At 34.4% G+C, this 21079-nt stretch carries 18 protein-coding genes and 1 pseudogene; 10 read left to right on the top strand and 9 right to left on the bottom strand.

Translation table 11 applies throughout. The annotated features are described in order from the left end of the window. Nucleotides 1–321: 321 nt before the first annotated feature. Genes LZQ00_RS05590 through LZQ00_RS05575 form a run of 4 tightly spaced genes read right to left on the bottom strand, consistent with a single transcriptional unit; the run spans nucleotide 322 to nucleotide 5000 of the window. Nucleotides 322–1887: an ABC transporter permease/substrate-binding protein gene (locus tag LZQ00_RS05590; protein ID WP_234512797.1), complete on the bottom strand. Its 1566-nt coding sequence runs from the start codon at nucleotides 1885–1887 to the stop codon at nucleotides 322–324. Next, nucleotides 1884–2804, bottom strand: a complete 921-nt coding sequence (locus LZQ00_RS05585) for an ABC transporter ATP-binding protein (RefSeq protein WP_234512795.1) — start codon at nucleotides 2802–2804, stop codon at nucleotides 1884–1886. Before LZQ00_RS05585 ends, LZQ00_RS05590 begins: the two co-directional genes overlap by 4 nt. Nucleotides 2805–2812: 8 nt before the next feature. Further along, on the bottom strand, nucleotides 2813–3997 hold the full coding sequence (gene egtB, locus LZQ00_RS05580) for an ergothioneine biosynthesis protein EgtB (RefSeq protein WP_234512793.1): 1185 nt from the start codon (nucleotides 3995–3997) through the stop codon (nucleotides 2813–2815). Nucleotides 3998–4007: 10 nt separating this feature from the next. Continuing rightward, complete coding sequence (locus tag LZQ00_RS05575; RefSeq protein ID WP_234512774.1) at nucleotides 4008–5000, bottom strand: L-histidine N(alpha)-methyltransferase; 993 nt, start codon at nucleotides 4998–5000, stop codon at nucleotides 4008–4010. Between the two features lie 499 nt (nucleotides 5001–5499). On the opposite strand from LZQ00_RS05575, the gene LZQ00_RS05570 reads away from it, so the two are divergent. From LZQ00_RS05570 to LZQ00_RS05555, 4 genes are all read left to right on the top strand, one after another. Next, complete coding sequence (locus tag LZQ00_RS05570) at nucleotides 5500–6072, top strand: hypothetical protein (protein WP_234512772.1); 573 nt, start codon at nucleotides 5500–5502, stop codon at nucleotides 6070–6072. A 156-nt stretch (nucleotides 6073–6228) separates the two neighbouring features. Continuing rightward, the gene (locus LZQ00_RS05565; RefSeq protein WP_234512770.1) at nucleotides 6229–6777 is read left to right on the top strand and encodes an NADPH-dependent FMN reductase; all 549 of its coding nucleotides are present in this window, start codon (nucleotides 6229–6231) and stop codon (nucleotides 6775–6777) included. 381 nt (nucleotides 6778–7158) lie between these two features. Then, nucleotides 7159–9804: a glycoside hydrolase family 78 protein gene (locus LZQ00_RS05560; protein WP_234512768.1), complete on the top strand. Its 2646-nt coding sequence runs from the start codon at nucleotides 7159–7161 to the stop codon at nucleotides 9802–9804. 125 nt (nucleotides 9805–9929) lie between these two features. Further along, nucleotides 9930–11144, top strand: coding sequence for a DUF763 domain-containing protein (locus LZQ00_RS05555; RefSeq protein WP_234512761.1), 1215 nt, complete (start codon nucleotides 9930–9932; stop codon nucleotides 11142–11144). A gap of 102 nt (nucleotides 11145–11246) precedes the next feature. On the opposite strand, the gene LZQ00_RS05550 is transcribed toward LZQ00_RS05555, so the two are convergent. Then, on the bottom strand, nucleotides 11247–11717 hold the full coding sequence (locus LZQ00_RS05550) for a hypothetical protein (RefSeq protein ID WP_234512759.1): 471 nt from the start codon (nucleotides 11715–11717) through the stop codon (nucleotides 11247–11249). Nucleotides 11718–12009: 292 nt separating this feature from the next. Here LZQ00_RS05550 and LZQ00_RS05545 point away from each other — a divergent pair, with 292 nt between their 5' ends. From LZQ00_RS05545 to LZQ00_RS05530, 4 genes are all read left to right on the top strand, one after another. Continuing rightward, the gene (locus LZQ00_RS05545) at nucleotides 12010–12270 is read left to right on the top strand and encodes a hypothetical protein (protein ID WP_234512757.1); all 261 of its coding nucleotides are present in this window, start codon (nucleotides 12010–12012) and stop codon (nucleotides 12268–12270) included. Between the two features lie 130 nt (nucleotides 12271–12400). Further along, a complete protein-coding gene (locus tag LZQ00_RS05540) occupies nucleotides 12401–12907 on the top strand; it encodes a pyridoxamine 5'-phosphate oxidase family protein (RefSeq protein WP_234512740.1) in 507 nt (168 codons plus the stop codon). 32 nt (nucleotides 12908–12939) lie between these two features. Then, a complete protein-coding gene (locus LZQ00_RS05535; protein ID WP_234512738.1) occupies nucleotides 12940–13407 on the top strand; it encodes a hypothetical protein in 468 nt (155 codons plus the stop codon). 374 nt (nucleotides 13408–13781) lie between these two features. Continuing rightward, nucleotides 13782–14027, top strand: a complete 246-nt coding sequence (locus LZQ00_RS05530; protein ID WP_234512736.1) for a Rho termination factor — start codon at nucleotides 13782–13784, stop codon at nucleotides 14025–14027. A 56-nt stretch (nucleotides 14028–14083) separates the two neighbouring features. Here the strand turns inward: LZQ00_RS05530 and LZQ00_RS05525 are convergent, their stop codons facing one another. The 4 genes from LZQ00_RS05525 to LZQ00_RS05510 form a co-directional block, all read right to left on the bottom strand. Then, nucleotides 14084–14248 (bottom strand): hypothetical protein, encoded by a 165-nt coding sequence (locus LZQ00_RS05525; RefSeq protein WP_234512734.1) that lies wholly within the window; start codon nucleotides 14246–14248, stop codon nucleotides 14084–14086. Nucleotides 14249–14259: 11 nt separating this feature from the next. Then, nucleotides 14260–14475, bottom strand: a complete 216-nt coding sequence (locus tag LZQ00_RS05520; RefSeq protein ID WP_234512724.1) for a hypothetical protein — start codon at nucleotides 14473–14475, stop codon at nucleotides 14260–14262. 145 nt (nucleotides 14476–14620) lie between these two features. Next, nucleotides 14621–15277, bottom strand: coding sequence for a response regulator (locus LZQ00_RS05515; RefSeq protein WP_234512722.1), 657 nt, complete (start codon nucleotides 15275–15277; stop codon nucleotides 14621–14623). Between the two features lie 385 nt (nucleotides 15278–15662). Further along, entirely contained in the window at nucleotides 15663–15917 is a 255-nt protein-coding gene (locus tag LZQ00_RS05510) for a hypothetical protein (protein ID WP_234512720.1), read from the bottom strand. Nucleotides 15918–16943: 1026 nt separating this feature from the next. On the opposite strand from LZQ00_RS05510, the pseudogene LZQ00_RS05505 reads away from it, so the two are divergent. Both LZQ00_RS05505 and LZQ00_RS05500 read left to right on the top strand, forming a co-directional pair. Then, a pseudogene (locus tag LZQ00_RS05505) lies at nucleotides 16944–19203 on the top strand (bifunctional alpha,alpha-trehalose-phosphate synthase (UDP-forming)/trehalose-phosphatase). After that, the gene (locus tag LZQ00_RS05500; RefSeq protein ID WP_234512719.1) at nucleotides 19172–20965 is read left to right on the top strand and encodes a glycoside hydrolase family 15 protein; all 1794 of its coding nucleotides are present in this window, start codon (nucleotides 19172–19174) and stop codon (nucleotides 20963–20965) included. The pseudogene LZQ00_RS05505 and the gene LZQ00_RS05500 overlap by 32 nt, the downstream one beginning before the upstream one ends. The last annotated feature ends 114 nt before the right edge of the window (nucleotides 20966–21079 follow it).

The following is a 21079-nucleotide window of genomic DNA, read 5'->3' as shown; positions in this document are numbered from 1 at the left end:
GATCCGCTAATACCGATATTTCATTAAAATCAATATTTTTGTTTTATTTTTCATCAAAAACGTATTTTTTGCTAGTTTAAATAGCAAACATACTTTATAATAAAAAAAAGAAGGTTTTCAATTCATAATCGTCAATACCTAGCCAATATTCGCAACAATTTGGTCATTTCTTGTTCTTGTTTAAATTGTCAGAATGGAGTGGTATAGACATTTTTTTTAAGTCATAAATCCCAACAAATATTATGCTGTTGTGATAAAATCGTATGCTCATGAATAACATCTTGTAATCCTTATTTTTTAATTTAAGCAAAGGTATTATTGTTAATTAGCTTCGAGGTATTCTTTTAAATCTGTTATACTTTTTATATGAAGTGTCTCTGCCTGTTCTTTACGCATCATCAAGGCATAGGCATTATTGAATCCTAACGGTTTCAACCATTCTATTCCATATTGTTTCCTAAATGCTGCATCTACATACTGATACGTTTTCTCTGGACTTTTGGTGACATCTTTCATTGTTTGATTCGTTGGCTTTAAAAGAACCAAAAGACCTGTACCTGTATATTCAGGATAGAAATCAATCGCATCATTCATTAATGCATCGAAACATATTTTGGTGCCACCTAAACCTGTTTTGGTATCCACTTGATAATCTGTGTATCCCTCTATCAGCATTTTGTATATCTGGACAAGAATATATTGTTCTCCAAAAATTTTAGAGCCAATACGAACGGTGTTGGCGCTCCCATTTCTTTTATTTTGATACAACCCCGTTTGTATTAAAAAATCTTTGGCTACCTTCTCGGGTGTATGGTGTAGATGATCAGTCCGATAGTTTAGTTCAGTCATGATCGAATCATTAATTTTTCCTGCCAAAAGATTGAGTGTTTGTTTAAGTTTCGGAAACTGTTGTAACGTTTTGGTTTTTATGATGGGAACTGCATAATAGGGCGGAAATATTTTTTTATCATCCTCAAGTACATACAGATTAAAGGCTTTAATCCTACCATCTGTAGAGTATCCACTGATTACATCTAGTTCACCTTCATAAGCTGCTTTATACATGATGGCATCATTTACAACTGTAGGATTCATGTTCAAACCATAGACAGATCGCAGTCCTATATCACCATCCTGTCTACCCATAAATTCTGGTGTAAACCCTGCCTTAAGCTTATTACTTGCATCAGTAGACCATATATACACGGCAACAATACTCAGGAAAATAATGGGAATGATATAACGTAATTTATGTAGACGTTGAAAGCGAGATTTCTGCACCAATGCAATAAGCTGATCTAACAATATTGCTAACAGTGCTGCTGGAATTGCACCAGCAAGAATCATATTGATATTATTCAGTGAAATACCTCCAAAAATAAATTCACCTAAACCTCCTGCCGCGACGAAAGATGCCAACGTCGCTACTCCGACATTAATGACTGCTGCTGTTCTAATGCCTGCTATGATAACAGGTAACGCTAGCGGAAGCTCCACTTTAAAAAGTAATTGTTTCCCATTCATACCCAAAGCTTTTGCGGTCTCAGTAACGATCGGATCAACTCCAATAATACCTGTATAAGTATTGCGTATAATGGGCAGAAGTGCATAGATCAGCAAAGCAACAATGGCTGGGGTTGGTCCAATACCAAAAACGGGTATCATAAAACCAAGCAAAGCAATACTGGGTACAGTTTGCAAAATCCCCGCAACAGCAAGAATAGGATTAGCCAAAATATTCTTTTTGACGATAAGTGTGCCTAATGGAACGCCAATAGCGATTGCAAGTAATAAAGAAAGACAAGTCAATCCAAGATGTTGCACGATCTGGTTCAGCAATTTTTCATGTTGCTCGGTAATGAATTGCCATAGATTTTGTTGTATCATTGGATTTCCGTTTTTCGATAGGCATGAAATGCTTTGGTCAACTGTTCATAGCTTTCTGCATAATTGTTATGAGCAGTAAATCTTTGTAAGGTATGCCAGACACTGTCGTTTCCAGAAAAATCAATTTGCTTCTTTACTTCTTGATCAAGGACATAAGGTTGTATATCTTGTACCCTTGTTATTTTATATTCGAGTAAAAGACGATTGTTGGCAAAGAATTCACTTACAAAATCATTCTTTGGTCTATAGAGCATTTCTTTTGGCGTACCTATTTGTACAATTTTACCTTTATCCATCAAACAAATACGATGTCCTAACTCGAAGGCTTCTTGCACATCATGGGTCACCAGAATAGTGGTTTTATTTTTCAGTTCGTCCAATGATTTAAACTCGTCGTAGATGTCTGCTTTTGTGATGTTGTCTAACGCTCCAAATGGTTCATCCATCAACAAAACTGGCGTGTTCGCTACTAATGCCCTTGCAATCCCCACACGTTGTTGTTGCCCACCACTTAATTCTGCAGGAAATCTGTTAAGAAGATCTTCTGGTAGATGGAGTTTGTACATCAATTCCTCTGTTTTTGTTTGAATAATCTTTTTATCCCATTTCAATAATTCTGGAACCAAAGCTATATTTTGCTGGATGGTATAATGAGGAAATAGTCCGGCATGTTGCATCACAAAACCAATACGCATACGGAGATTTTCTATTTTTTGATTTCTTATGTTTTTACCATCAATCAAAATATCTCCGGTATCTGGTTCTATGAGTCGATTGATCATTTTTAGTGTTGTGGTTTTACCGCAACCACTAGTTCCTAAAAGCACAAACACTTCCTTATCATGAGCTTGAAAAGAAATTTGATCAACTGCGGGCTGTCCGTTATAATTTTTAGAAACTGATTCTACTGTAATCATAGGTCAAATTATTGAGCGAGTCTAATACCTGTAAATTGCCACTGTAATTTGGCTTGAAAGAAATTACGATAGGTATTTCGACTGTGTCCTTTAGGTGTTGCTACAGAAGCTCCACGCAATACCATTTGATTTACCATAAACTTACCGTTATATTCGCCCACTGCACCAGCCTCCTTTTTAAATCCTGGATAAGGTAAATATGCACTTCCTGTCCATTCCCAACGATTTCCCCAGTTAAATTTATCGGATGCTACCTCCCATTCTGCTTCTGTGGGTAAACGCATACCCTTCCATGCAGCATAAGCTGATGCTTCAAAAAAATTAACATGACAAACGGCTTCGTTAAGATTAAGTTCTTGTAAGCCCTGAAGCGTATATTGCATCCATTTTTCATCAATAAAATGCCAATAAAGTGGAGCCTTTGCTTGGGTCTGCTTAACCCAATCCCATCCTTCAGCATGCCAATGTCTGAAATCATCATAACCACCACTTTCCATAAATTGTAAATACTCACCATTTGTGACTAGACGGTTGCAGATTTCAAAATCATGCAAGTAAACCTGATGACGTCCCAACTCATTGTCAAAGCAGAAACCCGCTCCTTTAAAACCAATTTCATATACTCCTTCAGGAATTTTGATCATTTCTAATGCTTTATGATCTGCTTGGTCAGTAACAGTATCTTTTACATACACTGGAAAAAGTGGGTTATGACCTAGGATATATTTAATATCGGTCAGTAATAATTCCTGATGTTGCTGCTCATGATGAAGTCCCAACTCTAATAAAGATGCAATTGATTCGGTTATAAAATCACTTTGAAAAAAAATATGTATCTGCTGATCGACATAGGTTCTATAGCGATAAACATCGGCAACTGAAGGGCGGCTTAAATTACCCCGATCGGTACGTATTACTCTTGCCCCCACCGTTTCATAATAGCTATTAAACACAAAGTTGTACTGTGAGTCGAACACGATATAACCAGGAAAATTTGGCTGGAGTACAAAGGTTTCAAAAAACCAAGTTGTATGTCCTAAGTGCCACTTTGGAGGACTGACATCTATGATTGGCTGAACAACATAATCTTCGATTTCAAGGGGCTTACATATCGTTACGGAATGATTTCGGATGTCTATATATCTTTTTTCTAAATCAGTTATAAGACTTAATGTAGGTGTATCTGCTTTCATTATTTTCAACTTATATTTTCTTCCAGAATGAATCTACAAACCAGTTTTTTGAATCTGTAATTTCTCCTATAATATTAAAACATGAATTTTGGGCAAGTTGTTCTATATCATTCATGGAAAACTTTTGTGAAACTTCCATATAGATAGGTTCATTTTTTGCAAATGAAATCTTTTCCTCGCCGATCTGTACTTGCTGATCGACAAGACTTATCAGATAACTTCTGCAAGCACCAGTTATAGGATCGTAATGTGGATAATGTTGAAACTGATCCAATTGAAAATCGGCTTCAATTTCACGATTGATTCGCGTGAGCAGGTTCAGATTAAATGCCGCCGTGATTCCCATTTTATCATGATAAGCATTTAGAATTGTCTGCGGGTTTTTCTTCAGATCAAATCCCATCAAAAGGATATCGTCTGGAGACAAATTTTTGTTCAATTCACGACAAAAACTGAAAGTGTCTTCGAACTCCATATTCCCAATGTTACTTCCTAAAAACAATACAACTTTCTTTTTTTGAGAAAGAGAAGCGGCCTGATAGAGCATATCAAAATATTCACCTTTCAAACTGACAATAGCAAGTTTTGGCATATCTGCTTTAAGCTTGTTGTGCAATACGGTTAAGATATTGTCTGAAATATCAATAGGCATATAAGTAAAGTCTACCCCTCGTTTCATTAATTCTTTCAGCAGATAGGATGATTTCATCGCATCTCCAGCCCCCATTTCAATAAGATCGAACGGTTCGTTTTCTGCTGTTAGCATATTGGCTATTTCTACTGTTTTATTGCAAAAAATATCCAACTCACATTTTGTGAGGTAGTACTCAGGCATAGCCATGATCTGCTGAAAGAGTCCATCACCATTCTTGTCATAAAAATATTTTGATGGTAAGGTCTTGGGATTACTTTTCAGACCATCTATTACTTCTCGGTGAAACTTGATATGGGCAGTATGAGCTGTATCGTTATGGTTTGATTTTGTGTTTATATTTAATTCCATTGGCTATCCTATTATTGGTTTAGACAAGAACAACAATCTTGCCTCCTTCTGTATTGCTTTCCATAAAGATAGATGCTTCGACGATCTCCTCCAAACTTGTAAGTATGTTTAAGAACAGATATAATCTGTACTCGAAATAAACCTCTTTGAAGCAAAATCTACAATTAATCCTTATCCTGTAAGCAACCAACGATTCTGTGTTAAATGCAAAGGATACTCATGGAGTATAGCTACGATTTTTTTGTTCTTCTTTATTTATTGACATTTTATATTCTAAATTGTTTTGAATTTTTAATGTTATTAGATTTTTCGAATTGCTTGACTTCTTATCCATGCCTCGATACATAGCATAATGCTAAGTAGATATGGTATATATTGGTTAGTAATTTTAAAGTTAGCGCTATCTTTTAAGAATGAAAAACTAATTTAATTTCAAATTAAACAAGATGGAATATATACCTGATTTTTTTCTATACTTGCACATTATTATAAACTAAATATGAGCGTTAAAAGAAAAGTATTAGAACAAAAATCAAATGCGGAATTAGAGGAATACATCAAATCTGAAAGTCAATTTGTACCAGAAGCTATTGCATTTGCTTATGATATACTAAAATCAAGAGGTCGTGATTTTACAGAAGAAGAAAGTATCCATTTAGAAAACATACTTGCTAAAAGGTACAAAGAAGATGAAATAATTATTCATTCAAATCACATAAAATCTTCCAACTGTATGTTTATTTCTGCCGCATTGGGGGTAATAAATATACTACTTACACCTGCAATATTAACATCTGCCTCTTCAATTTCTGCTGCACTTCTTACACTTGCTTTTTTGGTTGGAATTGGACTTCTCATACGTAAAGGTACAGATTGGATAAAATATGTTTTATTAATCTTATTGGTAATAGGGCTATTGGGAATTCCTTATATGATTCAAAATATCTTACAAAGTCCCATCGTTGGGGTGATCAATATCATCCAAACGATATTGCAAATAATTGCACTGATTCTATTATTTACCATACCAAAGATCGATAATAAGGAGTGGATGAATGAATCGCGATCTTAGGTTTTAGAATAAATATTTATAATAATACCTATTTAACAGATGTCTAAAAAGGAATTAGTATTCCTTACTGTAAAAGATTCATTTAGCCTATGGAGGATTATTATGTAATTTGGTTATTTAACGCAATTGTTTATCTTTAAGATAACATCATATAGCATGCAAAAGCGTAACAAAAAAATTTTAGCGATCATCGGGAGTGCGACTCCAAATTCTTCCAATCAAAAGTTCGTTGAAAAAATAATTGAAAAAGTAGATCATTTCGACATCACTATGTATAATAGCTTGTCAGAATTACCGCATTTTAATACCGAATTGACCGAACACAATGTTCCAGAAAAAATAAAGAATATCCGAGAATTAATTGAACATTCGGATGGAATATTATTTTCAACACCAGAGTATATTTTCAGTATTCCAAGTGGCTTAAAAAACTTGTTGGAATGGTGTGTATCTACAATGATCTTTACGAATAAACCTATTTCTGTATTAACAGCCTCGTCAAGTGGCATAAAAGGTCATGAAGAGCTTCACCTCATATTAGAAACACTTGGCGCTATAATACGACCAGAAAATTCTATCTTGATTAAAGGTATAAAAGGAAAATTTGATCAATATGGTAACATAGATAAAGAACTACTTCAACACGTATTGTCGATCATGAACAACTTTAATAAAACAATTGAAGATTTTCGTCACTCCTCATAATAAATTTTCGTACTACAGGATAACATAGGGATTGACAACAAAATCTTAATTGAGAATAGTTAAACATTATCTTTCATATGACAGTAATTGTTGTTCTAAATGTGGAGTCATAATAAACGAGTTCAAACCAATTCCAAAAAGCTTCTATTTTTTCTTTATTAATCATTTATATCTTAAATTTAGTAAATTGGTTAACAATTAGATTGTTATTTATTTCACTATTTTATGAATATATGATTTTTCTTTATCATGAAGTATTTTATTTGTTTTTGTACGAAAAGGTAAGCAATATGATGTTGATCTAAAAAATACTATAAATGAATTTAACATAAATAGCAAAATATAATACTGAACCTAAACGACTTACAGGAACTTATTTAAATGAAAAAACAAATTATTACCGTTTTCTTTCTCTTTACAGCTTGCGGCCTCTTTGGTCAAAAAAAACTCTCTTTTAGTCCTGCACATCTTCAATGTGAATACTTTTATCAGCCAATAGGTTTGGATGAAGCACATCCTCGACTTACCTGGCAGCTTAACGATGCTAGAAAAGGAGCTAAACAAACAGCTTATCAGCTTGTTGTAGGTACCGATTCTATAGCAGTATCAAAAGGAAAATCTCTTCTTTGGAATACGAATAAAGTGACTAGTGATCGTATGTATATACGTTATCAGGGAAAGACACTTATACCATTTACAAGATATTTTTGGAAAGTCATTCTCTGGGACAAAGACGGTCAATCTGCAAGTTCTCCTATCTCTTCTTTCGAAACAGGAATGATGCAGATGCAAAACTGGCAAGGCAGCTGGATTGATGATGGTCAGAATACAGACGTAAAGCAAGCACCCTATTTTCGTAAACCTTTTCCCATAAACAAAAAAATCAAAGAGGCTCGTGCATATATTGCTGTAGCAGGTTTATATGAATTATATATCAATGGTAAAAAAATAGGTAACCATCGTTTAGATCCCATGTATACCCGATTTGACCGTAGAAATTTGTATGTTACCTATGATGTGACCAAAGAATTAAAAAAGGGTCAAAATGCTTTAGGTGTTCTATTGGGAAATGGTTGGTATAATCATCAGTCTGGAGCGGTATGGGATTTTGATAAAGCTCCTTGGCGTAATCGACCTACCTTTTGCCTAGATCTTCGGATTACCTATACTGATGGTTCTACAGAAGTTATTTCATCTGATAAAGAATGGAAAACGGCAGATGGTCCATTACGTTATAATAGCATTTATACTGGAGAACAATACGATGCTAGATTGGAACAAAAGGGATGGAATGACGTGAATTTTGATGATCGCAATTGGCAATTGGTATCCATCAGAAAAGCACCCTCTCCTCTTCTTGTTTCTCAGCAAGTTCAACCGATCCGTCTTGTTGAAACATTGAAGCCTGTGGCTATGCAAAAGTTCAATGACTCTACGTATGTTTTTGATATGGGACGAAACATTGCTGGAGTTAGCGAAATAAAAATTGTTGGAGAAGCTGGGACAATATTGAAACTTAAACATGGAGAAAGACGCTATGCAAATGGTCGTGTTGACCTTTCCAATATTGATGTTTATCACAGACCTAAAGATAGCACAGATCCTTTTCAAACAGATGTGTACATTTTAAGTGGCAAGGGGCAAGAGCATTTTCTTCCAAAATTCAATTACAAAGGCTTCCGCTATGTAGAGGTAACAAGTAATCAACCGATTCAATTAGACAAAAATAGTCTTTTAGCTTATTTTACACACAGTGATGTCACTCCAAAAGGGAGTATTAAATCGTCAAATAGTTTGTTAGATCGCTTATGGTGGGCCACAAACAATGCTTATCTATCAAATTTAATGGGATATCCTACTGATTGTCCGCAACGTGAAAAAAATGGTTGGACTGGAGATGGTCACTTTGCTATTGAAACAGCACTTTATAATTTCGATGGAATTTCTGTGTATGAAAAATGGATCGCTGATCATCGTGACGAACAACGTACGGATGGCGTACTACCCGATATTATTCCTACTGGAGGTTGGGGATATGGTACTGCAAATGGTGTTGATTGGACGAGTACTATTGCCATTATCCCATGGGAGATCTATCAATTTTACGGAGATTCTAAATTATTGGAGGATACTTATGCAAATATCAAATCATATGTTGATTATATCAAGAAACGTAGTCCTGATGACTTGACAGATTGGGGAAGAGGTGATTGGGTTCCTGTGAAATCTACTTCATCATTGGAATTGACATCTTCTTGTTATTATTATGTTGATGCCACTATTTTAGCTCGTACCGCCAAAATTTTAGGAAAAGAGCAAGATCATGTTTACTACACGTCCCTAGCTAAAAACATCAAAAATGCAATTAATAAGAAGTATTTGAATACGACAACAGGCATTTATGCAACAGGTACCCAAACCGAATTGAGTGTTCCTTTGCAATGGGGTGTTGTTCCTGAAACTCAAAAAAAACAAGTTGCTAAAAACCTAGCCTTAAAAGTAGAGCAGGCTGGTTTTCATTTAGACGTTGGTGTATTGGGTGCTAAAGCTATTTTAAATGCACTAAGTGAGAATGGTTACGCAGAAACAGCTTATCGGGTAGCTGTACAGAACACCTACCCTTCTTGGGGATGGTGGATAGAAAATGGTGCAACAACTTTATTGGAAAACTGGGATTTAGATGCCAAGCGAGATATTTCTGATAACCATATGATGTTTGGTGAAATCGGAGCTTGGTTCTTTAAAGGACTGGGAGGTATCAAACCGGATGATGAAAAGCCGGGTTTTAAACATATACAACTAAGACCTCATTTTATCGCAGACTTGAAAGCGTTTGAAGCTTCACATGATTCACCATATGGCAAGATTGTTTCTAAATGGAAATCTGAAGGAGATCAAATTAACTATGAGGTTGTTATTCCTGCAAATACAACAGCGACCTTATATGTCCCTGAAAATGTTGAAGCAGATCGTATAATGGAATTAGAAGCTGGAACTTATCATTTTAATTTCAAAAGAAAATTATAGTCATGTACTCAAAAGGTTGTCTAAAAATTTTTAGACAACCTGATCATTTCTGCTTGAAAGGATTTGTATAATTTGCTTGTTGTAAGTTTTTATTATGTACATTTGTACTAATAAATTTAGCAATCATGAGAAGTTCGGGAACTACAGATCTGCCACTCCATTACGGGAAAGTGCCTGCTTGGCTTTATGAGCGTATGTCAACCCTTGGACTTTCTATCGTGGAAGCGATATTGACAGATTATAATAAAGACGAGGTATTAAGAAGATTATCCGATCCCTTTTGGTTTCAAAGTTTTGGTGCTGTACTGGGTATGGATTGGCATTCGTCAGGAATCACAACATCCGTTATGGGGGCTCTGAAACGAGCAATTAATCCACAGTCATCTTCTTTAGGCTTATATATCTGCGGTGGCAAAGGTCGTCTTTCACGAGAAACTCCAATGGAATTGCTACGTGTTGCAGAAAAAACTGGTCTCGTTGGTGAAGAGCTTGTTCGTGCAAGTAAGTTATCTGCAAAAGTAGACAATACGGCCATTCAGGATGGTTATCAATTATATTTGCATAATTTCATCGTATCTGATAAAGGGAACTGGACCGTGATACAACAAGGAATGCATGATCAAGATGGTACCGCAAGAAGATATCATTGGCTTTCAGAAAACCTGAAATCCTTTGTTGAGGAACCTCATACAGGGATCAATGGTATATCTCAAGGTCAGATATTAAATTTAACTGCTGCTGAAGCTGCTGATAACAGAGCAGGAATATTATCGATAGTACAAGAAGATCCCAATGAGACTGTACGCGATTTTACTAAGCTCGTGATGCCTAATCGACATCATGTTTGTTCTTCAGATGTGGATCTAAAGCGGCTTGGCGCCCTCCTATATGTAACTCGCGAATTACATACGGATAATTTTGAAGAGTTATTATTATTAAAAGGTGTGGGACCAAGAACAATGCAATCTTTAGCACTTGTGAGTGAAGTAATACATGGAGGTCCCTCACGATTTAAAGATCCTGCGCGATTTTCTTTTGCACATGGAGGAAAGGATGGTCATCCTTTTCCTGTACCCATTCATATTTACGATGATAGCATTGCAATAATGAGGAAAGGTATAGAGAAATCTAAACTGGGGCAGATGGATAAACTGAAAACTATTAATAAATTGCATCAGATTGTACTTCAAGCAGAGACCAATTTCACTCCACAATTTGATGTACAGGAAATTATTCAGCAAGAACGTCGAGATTCCTGGAAATATGGGGGGAGAACTGTAATGGGAAAAGCTCAAAAACCATCGGACAATGACTCAGGATCTCAATTGTCTTTATTTTAATAATACTTAGCGGAGAATTAAAAATCTACTTAAAGCATACGTTGTCTTTCAATCATATTGAAGATTCTTTTCAATCCTATTAGCAAACGAGGTTTTGAATGATTAGCTTATTCGGGTATCAATCCAAAATTGTTCTCGATTTTTCAAAACTAATTCAGGGGTAGTACGGTTTAAGATAAATGATTGTTCTGGAGACAATAATTCTTCTAAGTCACTTTGATCTTCTACAAACAACATTCTCAAAATAGCATCATTATCGAAACATTGAATGTCTGACTCTAATAGTTTCACATCATTGTAATTGAACCAATCACGGGCCTCTTCTTTATTAAAAAATTTCAGATACATTAAACAGGAATCAAACTCACCTAATTCTTTTTCAACTTTATCTGGATAAAAACTTCTAATAAAGTCCTCATAAAGTTCACGTCTTTTATTTCGTAAAGCAAAATTACGGATAATCAATCGATGTGGATCGTATTCAATAGTAAATTTTTTGGGATTTTCTAAATATCCGTAATGTTTATTGTACTGTGCTATCCGTACATCTAAACTTTTTTTATCATTCTTCATAAACTCCCTATATATATTTGTTTATATAATAACAATCAAATACTCCTTAGTGTTTAGTTTTGAATCATTTAATTCCACGTTCTTCATTCGATACATTCCTCCGAATCAGAATTTAAGAAATAATCAAGCGTATTACCCTCGTCGAAAATAGTATGCCAGTGAATATGTGTAGAGAATCGGGCAATCTTCTAATGAAGAACGAGGAAAACAAGTATTTTATTTTATTACAAACTTTTTCACGTTTAAAGTTGTCCTTCTATTATAAGAGAAAGTTTAACTAAAGAATCATATCATGAAAAACTCAAAATTAAAAGAGGAATTTGAAAAGGTCAATGAAAGTAGTGGAACTTCACCTCATCGCTATGGTCCGGAAGCTTATAGGAAAGATAAAAAAACAATCTGCAATAAAAGTTTACTGTGGATTGGTGGTGCAATTGGTTTATTATTGATTTTGCGACATTACCAATCTGGCAAATCAATAAAAGCTTTACTTCCACTTGCAGGATTAATTGCAGGGAATTGGAAATGCCATGAAGACACAGCTCAAGTTTAATACTTATCCGTTTTATTCATTATTGTTCGCTAAAAAATACTATCGAAATTATGATTATAAATTTTAGTAACATTTACATAAAAACAAATCGATTGTTCATCAAAAATCGAAATAATCACTACACATTACTATGAGTCAAGAAAATATAAATAATAAAAGAGAAGCAGTCAAAAAATTAAAGGAATTGGCTGAAGGAATTGATTTTTGTTTTTTGTGCACAGATTTACGTAATCCTCCGTTCGAGTCAAGTCCTATGAGTGTACAAGAAGTTGATGAAGATGGCCATATTTGGTTTCTAGCATCTAAAGAAAGTGAAAAATATAAAAATTTACTAGAAAATAACCAAGCTCAACTGTATTTTTCAGACCCATCATCCATGAAGTACCTATCCATATTTGCCGTTGCTCAAATTGTTGAAGATCAAAATATAATTGACAAATATTGGAATAAGTTTGTAGAAGGCTGGTTTGAAAAAGGTCGTGAAGATCCTAATATTGTTTTATTTAAAATCATTCCTGAACATGCTCATTATTGGGATACTAAACATCATAAACTGGTTTCTTACGCGCTGACTTTGTTCAACTCGTTAGGTGGAACCCAAAATGATCAAGGTCGAGAGGGTGAGATTCGCATTTAAATTAATTTAGATATTTTAAATAAGTAAACATTATGAGAAAATTAACAGTTTTATCAGCGTTTTTATTGGGTATCATGCTGTATGCATGCAATAACAATACGCCGCAGGAAAAAGCAACAAATGAAATGGAAAAAACAGAGGAAAAAGCTCTGGATGCGGCAAATGATGCAAGAAAGGCTTCTGAAAATGCAACAACCAAAGACATGGAGAAAATCATATATTCAAACATGGCGGCTGCAAATGAAGCGATTGCTAAAATCAGTATGCCAGCTTTGGCTAATGATAAAGCGAAAGAATTGTGTGCTGATTTAGGTAAATCAATTGTAGATCGAATTAACGCAAGAACTACAGAGGAAATCATGGACTCACAAAAGGATATTCTAGAAGATAGATCTGATGTAGAAAAAGCATTAAGAGAGAAAAAAATATCTGTTGCAGATAAAGATGGTATTTTAAAATACGCTGACGATTGTATAGCAGCTGCAAGAGCAACTTTATAAGGATAATAACTTCCTAACAAATTGTAGCATGTCTCGGTAATTTAGTTTATCGAGACATTATTGTTTATGAATAAATATAATTATAACCCTATTTCAATCATTGGGCTATATACACTGGTAGGATTTAGTGACTAAAATCACAGATTATTAATTGAATGCTTGTTGCAATTTAATTTGGAATTATCTGCTATTAACTTGATATCAAAATCACAATTAATAGGGTAATAATAGGGGGTTAACAGGGGGTTAGTAGGGGATTAATAAGGGTCTACCCCTATTAAACCCCTACTAAAGCCTACTTAAATCTATCCAATCTCTATTCTACTTACGAATCTTTACCCTTTTTGAATTATTTTAAACTAAAAATAGAAATCATGGAAAAGAAACACGGTAATCAACTAAAAGATGATGCTAAATATGAGGCATTACGTCAAGCGGGAAATAGTAAGGAAAAGTCTGCGCGAATTGCAAATACTCCTGATTCAGAAAAACATAACAGCAAGGATAAATTAGAAGACAGAGCTAAAGCATCTCTTTTGAAGGAGGCTAAAACTATCGGAATAATAGGCCGTCAAAAAATGACGAAAGAAAAATTAATTACTGCAATTCGGGAACATTAGTATCTCCTTGTATACATTATGCAAGTATAACGAACAAATTGTATCTTCCAAGTTTGTTATCTCCTCCACATATACACAAAGACAATCAGCATGATAATGATTGCTACCCAAACTGCCCAATGAATGGTCTTAGCAGCAGGTACATCATCTGGTTCATTTTTAACAACTTCTGGAACTTCTTCATCTGATGAATGAGGTTTCTTATCAAAATTCTTTTCCATTTTTAATTGTTTTAATGTGGATTAGCAAGCGAATCAATAGTAGCTGAATCTGTCTTTAGCGTATCACTTTGCATAGACATCTCCTGTTGTTCACTTAAATTATAGCGGGTATTGTCACCTGCGGATGGTGGAATCTTATTATCACTACCTTCTTTATTATTTTGGCATGAGTATAAAATTCCAAAAGATAAAAATATGATGATTGCTATTCGTTTGCTGTTTTTCATAATACTATTTGGGTTTAGTTTATAACTAACTAACCTGATTTTTTTTATATTGTTTGAAACAGCTATTCATACAGGCATTAAAACATATAAAAACAAGTATAAATACGACAACATAATGTCTAGTTAAAAATTGGGTATGTTAAATTTATTGTATTAAACCATTTTTTAATGCATATTTAATTAATGAAGCTGTATTTTTGACAGATGTTTTTTCTAATAAATTTTGTCGATGTCCCTCAACAGTCCGTTTACTTAGAAAAAGTTTATCTGCAATTTGCATATTCGTAAACCCTTCTCCAATCAGTTGCAATACCTCCAGTTCTCTCGCCGTCAATCCAATCTTTTCAACGATTTGATCTACTTGCTGAAATGCTGATGGACTTCTTCGAAAATTATCTAATAACAATGTGCTCATCTCTTCACAAATAAACTTCCCACCCTTTGCTACCTGCCTTATGCAAAATAACATCTCTTCATACCCAACATTTTTAACCAAATAACCAACTATACCATTTTCAAATGCTTGCAACATAAGTTGAAGATCATTTAGCATGGAAAGTACTATTATTTTAATTGTTGGATAATCACGACGTACGTGAGAGATCAACTCCAAACCGTCCATATTCAACATATTAATATCTGTGATGAGAATATGTGGAATATTTCCATTTTTTAAAATCGCTAATATTTCATTTCCATTTTTTCCATAATCGATTACAGAAAGATCGGGCTGCGATTCTAATAATAATTTAATTCCATTTAAGACGACCTGATGATCTTCTGCTAGCATAATTTTAATCATAACTTAGTTTATTTTAAAGGAGATGTATTTTATTATTAAAAATCTGGAACTAGCTACCTCATTCTTGTATATAAAAATCCATTGTCAAAAATATGTTCGATATACACCTTTAAATTAATTGATGCAGCCTATTCATAACTTTCGATTAAAAACAAATCAAGAATTTAATCATCATTTCAGATGACTTAAAGGCAACAGGATCCTAATGTTTTAATGAGATTATATATTTTTCATTTTGATCTACTATAGCCTCCTAATTAGAATTTCCTTCTTTTCCATAGTGTATTTCATTAATTAAACGCACAAAAATCGCACCGTTAAAGATGTATTTAACTCGTAGTTAGCTCCGATGTTTTACTGATAAAATTTATATGAAATAAGTTGATTAATCTCCCGTCAGAAAGCAAATCTCTTGATGGGTATGTATATTGCGAAATTTTGCAGAAAGATAATCTTTAGCACCATGCAAACGTTCGTAGTCAGGATTTTTACTGTAACTATGTTCTATTTCAGCCAAAGCTTTTAAGACTTCTATCTCATCGATACATATTTTATATACTTGTTCAGTATAATTACCCGATTGTTGATCTTCTGTACTCTTAATGATCTTGATGAGTCTCCGGGGAAAACTTTGTTCCATAATATTGTCGTTTTTTAAGCACTTCAGTTAGTAGCTTTTTTTATTGAACAGGCCAACAACCAGCAATGTTCATTCTTTAAAAAAAGTAACATACATTATATAATAAATTGAGTATTAAAACTGAAAGAAGTGAGTTAAATACGCATTAATAATCAGACAAGAAGAAATTACGCTTTAGTACCAGACATCTCAACTTAGACTCGATCAAATTGTAAAAGTGTTTTATTATAGTAATCTATAGCTTAAACAAAAAAGACAAGCTTGACAGAATAACATGAGAAGCATTCTTAAAGTTTACTATTAAGAAAGTAAAAAAATCAATAACTTATTTCAATGTACAGGTATAAAGCCCCAATTTTTTCAGTTTTATACGGATTTAAACTTTGCTAGCTATCCCTATGTGGCAACTATTTCTTTATATAGTTTTAGTCAAACAGCTTTTAAATATATTTAAAAGCTGTTTGATGTAGTTTTATAAAGAAAACGTACTAATACGTCTAACAAAAAGTAAATAATCAAAGTCATCTTTTCTACGAAAAGATGAACATTTTTTATGTTAAAATTTCGTTCTATTATCAGGAACTCTCATCCAACGCCTAGGAAAAAATTCGATGAATCAGATAGGTATAACATGCTACACTTATGGAAACACAACTTATTAATACTGCAAAGATCATTTTATTAAAACGTCTCACACTTATCGGCGTACCCTATTTATGAATGAAAAACAAGAAAAAACAAAGGGGAATCCAATTTCTTATTGAAAGATATTGAAACTGCATTAAACCGACTGGACGAGAAGCACTATTTAGGTTTTACCATGTACTTGGAAGGATATAAATACCAGAAGATAGCCACTCATCTGCAGGCATCAGAAGGATCAAAAAAACGCATTCACAAATCTTGGAGGATGCTTCAATAGCATCATTATACTTACCGTCTGAGTACAAAGATAATCTTGTTAATATACAGCTATCAAATTGCTGTAACACGACCTATGAAGAAATTAGTAAACTAAAATTAGGAATGAATATATATAAAAAAAGAACGATTATCGTTTCCAACAGATTACCAATACGAATTGAACGTCAAGGCAATGAACTTGTATTTATTTCAAGTGAAGGAGGATTGGCTACTGGTTTGGGATCGATTTATAAGAAAGAAGAAAACATTTGGATAGGTTGGCCAGGTATTATTCCATTAAATGTAGAAGAGGAAATCTATATAAAATCTCATTTGGCCAAATTAAATTTAATTCCGGTATTTTTATCAGAAGAGGAACTAAGAGGGTATTACGAAGGATTTTCAAATGAAGTATTATGGCCCGTATTTCATTATAGTTCATCCTATGCCGTTTACAGAACGAGCGATTGGGAAATGTATAAAAAAGTAAATGAAAAATTTTCAAGACATCAATGAAAAGGATGAAGTATGGATTCATGACTATCAGTTGATGTTACTACCACAAATGGTGCGAAAATTATATCAAAATACTGCAATAGGTTATTTTCAGCATATCCCCTTTCCTAATGATGAGGTATTTAGAAGTATACCTTGGAGAGATGAATTGTTAAATGGTCTTTTAGGAGCAGATCTCATTGGTTTTCACACCTTTAATGATACGCAACATTTCTTAAATTCATGTGCACATATTCTCGGACTGAATGTACACAACAACTGTCTACACGCAGGTGGGCGTAGTATTTTTACAGAAGTTTATCCTATGGGTATCGATTTTGAAAAATTTTCCCAATTGGCACATAGTGAACCTATACTCCTACGATCTCAAGAAATAAGAGAATATTATAAAAACAGAAAAATCATCCTGAGTATTGATCGATTAGATTACAGCAAAGGAATCCTAGAGCGTCTATTGGCCTATGAAAGTCTGCTTGTGACTTATCCTGAACGACGAGAACAGGTCGTCCTCTATATGATTGTTGTACCATCACGTGATCATGTTGCTCAGTACAAGCAATTACTAGATGAGATTGATCGAACAGTGGGGCATATTAATGCTATTTATGGAAGCAACGAATGGACTCCGATTGCATATTTTTATAATTCATTTCCTATAGAAGAATTGTCTTCTCTATACGTCGCTGCAGATATCTGTTTAATAACATCCATTCGAGATGGCATGAACCTCGTATGTAAGGAATATATAGCAAGCAAAGAGACCAGCAATGGAGTTCTTATTTTGAGTGAGCTGGCTGGTGCTGCTAAAGAGCTTACTCAAGCAATCCTAATCAATCCCAATGCAACGGATCAAGTACGGGATGCCATACATACGGCTTTAGACATGCCCACTTATGAACAACGCAGAAGACTAAATGACAGTATTGAAATCGTTAAAAAATTCAACATCCGACATTGGGTAAGGTTATTCTTCAATAGACTGCGGGAGATTAAAGTATTTCAACAGAATGAAATGGCAAGAAAAATTAATCTTGACACAAAGAAAACTATTCTCAATAAATATAATCATGCTACAAGAAGGTTATTTTTTCTTGACTATGATGGTACATTAATTGGATTTCAAAATGATGCTGCTGCAGCTTCACCTACCCGATCGTTGTATGATACGCTGAATCTACTTCAGGAAAATGAAGCTAGTCAAATTGTCATCATCAGTGGAAGACCTCATGATACACTGGAAAATTGGTTTGCTAATGAGAAATACTACTTAGTGGCAGAGCACGGTGCTTGGACGAACTATCCGACACATAAATGGCATAGTGTTGCTATTTTATCTACTCGTTGGAAAATACCAGTCAAACACATCATGACAAAATTCGCTAATAATACTGCTGGTTCGGTCATTGAAGAAAAATCCTATTCTTTAGCTTGGCACTATCGTAAAGCACAACCAGGATTAGGGCAACTTCGTGCTTTAGAATTAACCGAAAGTTTACGGTATTTAGTTCAACAACATGGATTACAACTTTTAATGGGGGACAAAGTAATCGAGGTAAAAGGTAGTGAATTGAATAAAGGTAAAGCAGCGATCGAAATCGTAAATGACTATAAACCAGATTTCATTTTTGCTATCGGGGACGATGAAACAGATGAAGATATGTTTTTGGAGCTACCTCCAGAGGCCATTACCATTAAGGTTGGGAACAAAAAATCGGCAGCACAGTTCTATGTAGAAGATCAACAAGAAGCAATCCAGCTGATTGAGTATTTTGCACATAATAAAAATCAAATAGATCAGATCTCCTCACATCCTAATCACAATAAATTCAGTAATCATGAAAACAACAAAACGACATACTTACAATAGTGGAATTATTGGCAATTGTTCCTATATAGCTCATGTTAATGAAACCGGAAATATCGTATGGCTTTGTTGGCCTACATTCCAAGATTCATTTGTATTTGGAGGATTGTTGGATCAGGAAAAAGGAGGCGAATTTTCAATTCTTCCCACTTCCGACTTAACATATAAAGAACAGCATTATATTGAAAACACTAACATTCTGACAACGACATTGACATCAGCTGAGGGAACGTACCGAATTACCGATTTTGCTCCTCGATTCGAACAGTATGAACGCTATTACAAACCACTCATGTTGATTCGTAAAATAGAGCCCTTACAAGGTCAACCAAAAATTAAAGTCAGATGTATCCCAAAATATGCTTATGGAGAACAGGGGTTTGTCAAAAATAGAGGAAGCAATCATATTCAATTCGAACAAGAAGATATCAAGATCAGACTTGCAACCAATATGCCAGTCAGCCATTTTTTTGATGACATCCCCTATGTCCTAAGTGGTACTATTTATTTGGTGATGACTTTTGGAAGTCCATTTGAAGCTCCTATAGAACGTACGGCAGAAGAATTTCTGTTAAGAACAAAAGCTTATTGGCAAAAATGGATCAAGAATGCTTCCATTCCTTCCTTTTATCAAAAAGAGGTAATACGGTCTGCCTTAGTTCTTAAACTTCATCAATACGAAGATACAGGAGCCCTTATCGCGGCAAGTACAACGAGTTTACCTGAATATCCTGGTAGTGGCCGTAATTGGGATTATAGATATTGCTGGTTACGAGACAGTTATTATGTATTGACTGCCTTAAGCCATATTGGACAATTTGAAGAAATGGAAAAATATGCGTCCTATATCGCGAACATCACACAGACAGATACTGGCAGGTTGCAACCACTATATGGTATAATGGGACAGCATCGATTGGAAGAATCAACACTGGATCATCTGACAGGATATTTAGGAAATAAACCTATTCGAATCGGTAATCAGGCTTATGAACACATACAAAATGATGTATATGGACAAGCCCTAATCGCATTATTACCACTTTTTACCGACCATCGCTTTAGTCATCAAAATATGGGTTTAGCAAAATCATGGACCACTTTTATTTTAGATAAAATAAAAAATACCATCGACGAGTTGGACGTGGGAATATGGGAATTTAGAAATTTTGAAAACAGGCATTGTTATTCAAACTTATTTCAATGGGCAGGTGCTACCGCAGCACTAAAAATAGCTGAACAATATGGTTTTGAGGAGATAAAACAGGAGGCCCAACAATTAAGAGACCAAGCTACTGCTCATATCGAAAGCTGTTACGATATTAATCGACAAGTATACACGACAGCAACAGATAATGAACACTTAGATGCCTCCACCTTACAATTGATTATGATGAACTATCTGAACCCATCAAGTAACAAAGCAAAACGACATTTGGAAGAACTGGAAGCTGAATTAAAAGGAGAAAATGGATTGTTCTATCGTTATCTGTATAAAGATGATTTTGGAAAGCCAAAAGCAACATTTTTGGTTTGTGCATTTTGGTATGTGGAAGCATTGGCTTGTGTTGGGAGACTTGATGAAGCACAGGAAGTATTCAAACAGCTATTAACATATGGTAATCATTTGATGCTATTTAGTGAAGATGTAGACGATCAGGATGGAAGTCAGTGGGGTAATTTTCCACAAGCCTATAGTCATGTAGGCTTGGTAAATGCAGCTTATCGGATTTCTGTAAAATTGGATAATCCTACTTTTTTATAGTGTCTCAAGTTATTTAATGAGACATAAATTAAATTTTTTCAAACTTTTTAAAGCTGGTATAAGTTCTTTAAGTGGTATCAACCACTTAAAGCGTATTAAAGAATTTAATATTAA

Origin of the sequence: Sphingobacterium sp. SRCM116780, from assembly GCF_021442025.1 — a bacterium.
Lineage (GTDB): Bacteria > Bacteroidota > Bacteroidia > Sphingobacteriales > Sphingobacteriaceae > Sphingobacterium.
Note: the sequence above shows the minus strand (reverse complement) of the source record. Positions and strands in the feature narration are given on the sequence as shown.

Coding starts and splice junctions, on each gene's coding strand:
- LZQ00_RS05555 (WP_234512761.1), top strand. CDS start 9,930: ATGAGAAGTTCGGGAACTACAGATCTGCCACTCCATTACGGGAAAGTG.
- LZQ00_RS05510 (WP_234512720.1), bottom strand. CDS start 15,917: ATGGAACAAAGTTTTCCCCGGAGACTCATCAAGATCATTAAGAGTACA.
- LZQ00_RS05520 (WP_234512724.1), bottom strand. CDS start 14,475: ATGAAAAACAGCAAACGAATAGCAATCATCATATTTTTATCTTTTGGA.
- LZQ00_RS05525 (WP_234512734.1), bottom strand. CDS start 14,248: ATGGAAAAGAATTTTGATAAGAAACCTCATTCATCAGATGAAGAAGTT.
- LZQ00_RS05535 (WP_234512738.1), top strand. CDS start 12,940: ATGAGAAAATTAACAGTTTTATCAGCGTTTTTATTGGGTATCATGCTG.
- LZQ00_RS05590 (WP_234512797.1), bottom strand. CDS start 1,887: ATGATACAACAAAATCTATGGCAATTCATTACCGAGCAACATGAAAAA.
- LZQ00_RS05515 (WP_234512722.1), bottom strand. CDS start 15,277: ATGATTAAAATTATGCTAGCAGAAGATCATCAGGTCGTCTTAAATGGA.
- LZQ00_RS05575 (WP_234512774.1), bottom strand. CDS start 5,000: ATGGAATTAAATATAAACACAAAATCAAACCATAACGATACAGCTCAT.
- LZQ00_RS05550 (WP_234512759.1), bottom strand. CDS start 11,717: ATGAAGAATGATAAAAAAAGTTTAGATGTACGGATAGCACAGTACAAT.
- LZQ00_RS05570 (WP_234512772.1), top strand. CDS start 5,500: ATGAGCGTTAAAAGAAAAGTATTAGAACAAAAATCAAATGCGGAATTA.
- egtB (WP_234512793.1), bottom strand. CDS start 3,997: ATGAAAGCAGATACACCTACATTAAGTCTTATAACTGATTTAGAAAAA.
- LZQ00_RS05530 (WP_234512736.1), top strand. CDS start 13,782: ATGGAAAAGAAACACGGTAATCAACTAAAAGATGATGCTAAATATGAG.
- LZQ00_RS05565 (WP_234512770.1), top strand. CDS start 6,229: ATGCAAAAGCGTAACAAAAAAATTTTAGCGATCATCGGGAGTGCGACT.
- LZQ00_RS05585 (WP_234512795.1), bottom strand. CDS start 2,804: ATGATTACAGTAGAATCAGTTTCTAAAAATTATAACGGACAGCCCGCA.
- LZQ00_RS05560 (WP_234512768.1), top strand. CDS start 7,159: ATGAAAAAACAAATTATTACCGTTTTCTTTCTCTTTACAGCTTGCGGC.
- LZQ00_RS05500 (WP_234512719.1), top strand. CDS start 19,172: ATGAAAACAACAAAACGACATACTTACAATAGTGGAATTATTGGCAAT.
- LZQ00_RS05540 (WP_234512740.1), top strand. CDS start 12,401: ATGAGTCAAGAAAATATAAATAATAAAAGAGAAGCAGTCAAAAAATTA.
- LZQ00_RS05545 (WP_234512757.1), top strand. CDS start 12,010: ATGAAAAACTCAAAATTAAAAGAGGAATTTGAAAAGGTCAATGAAAGT.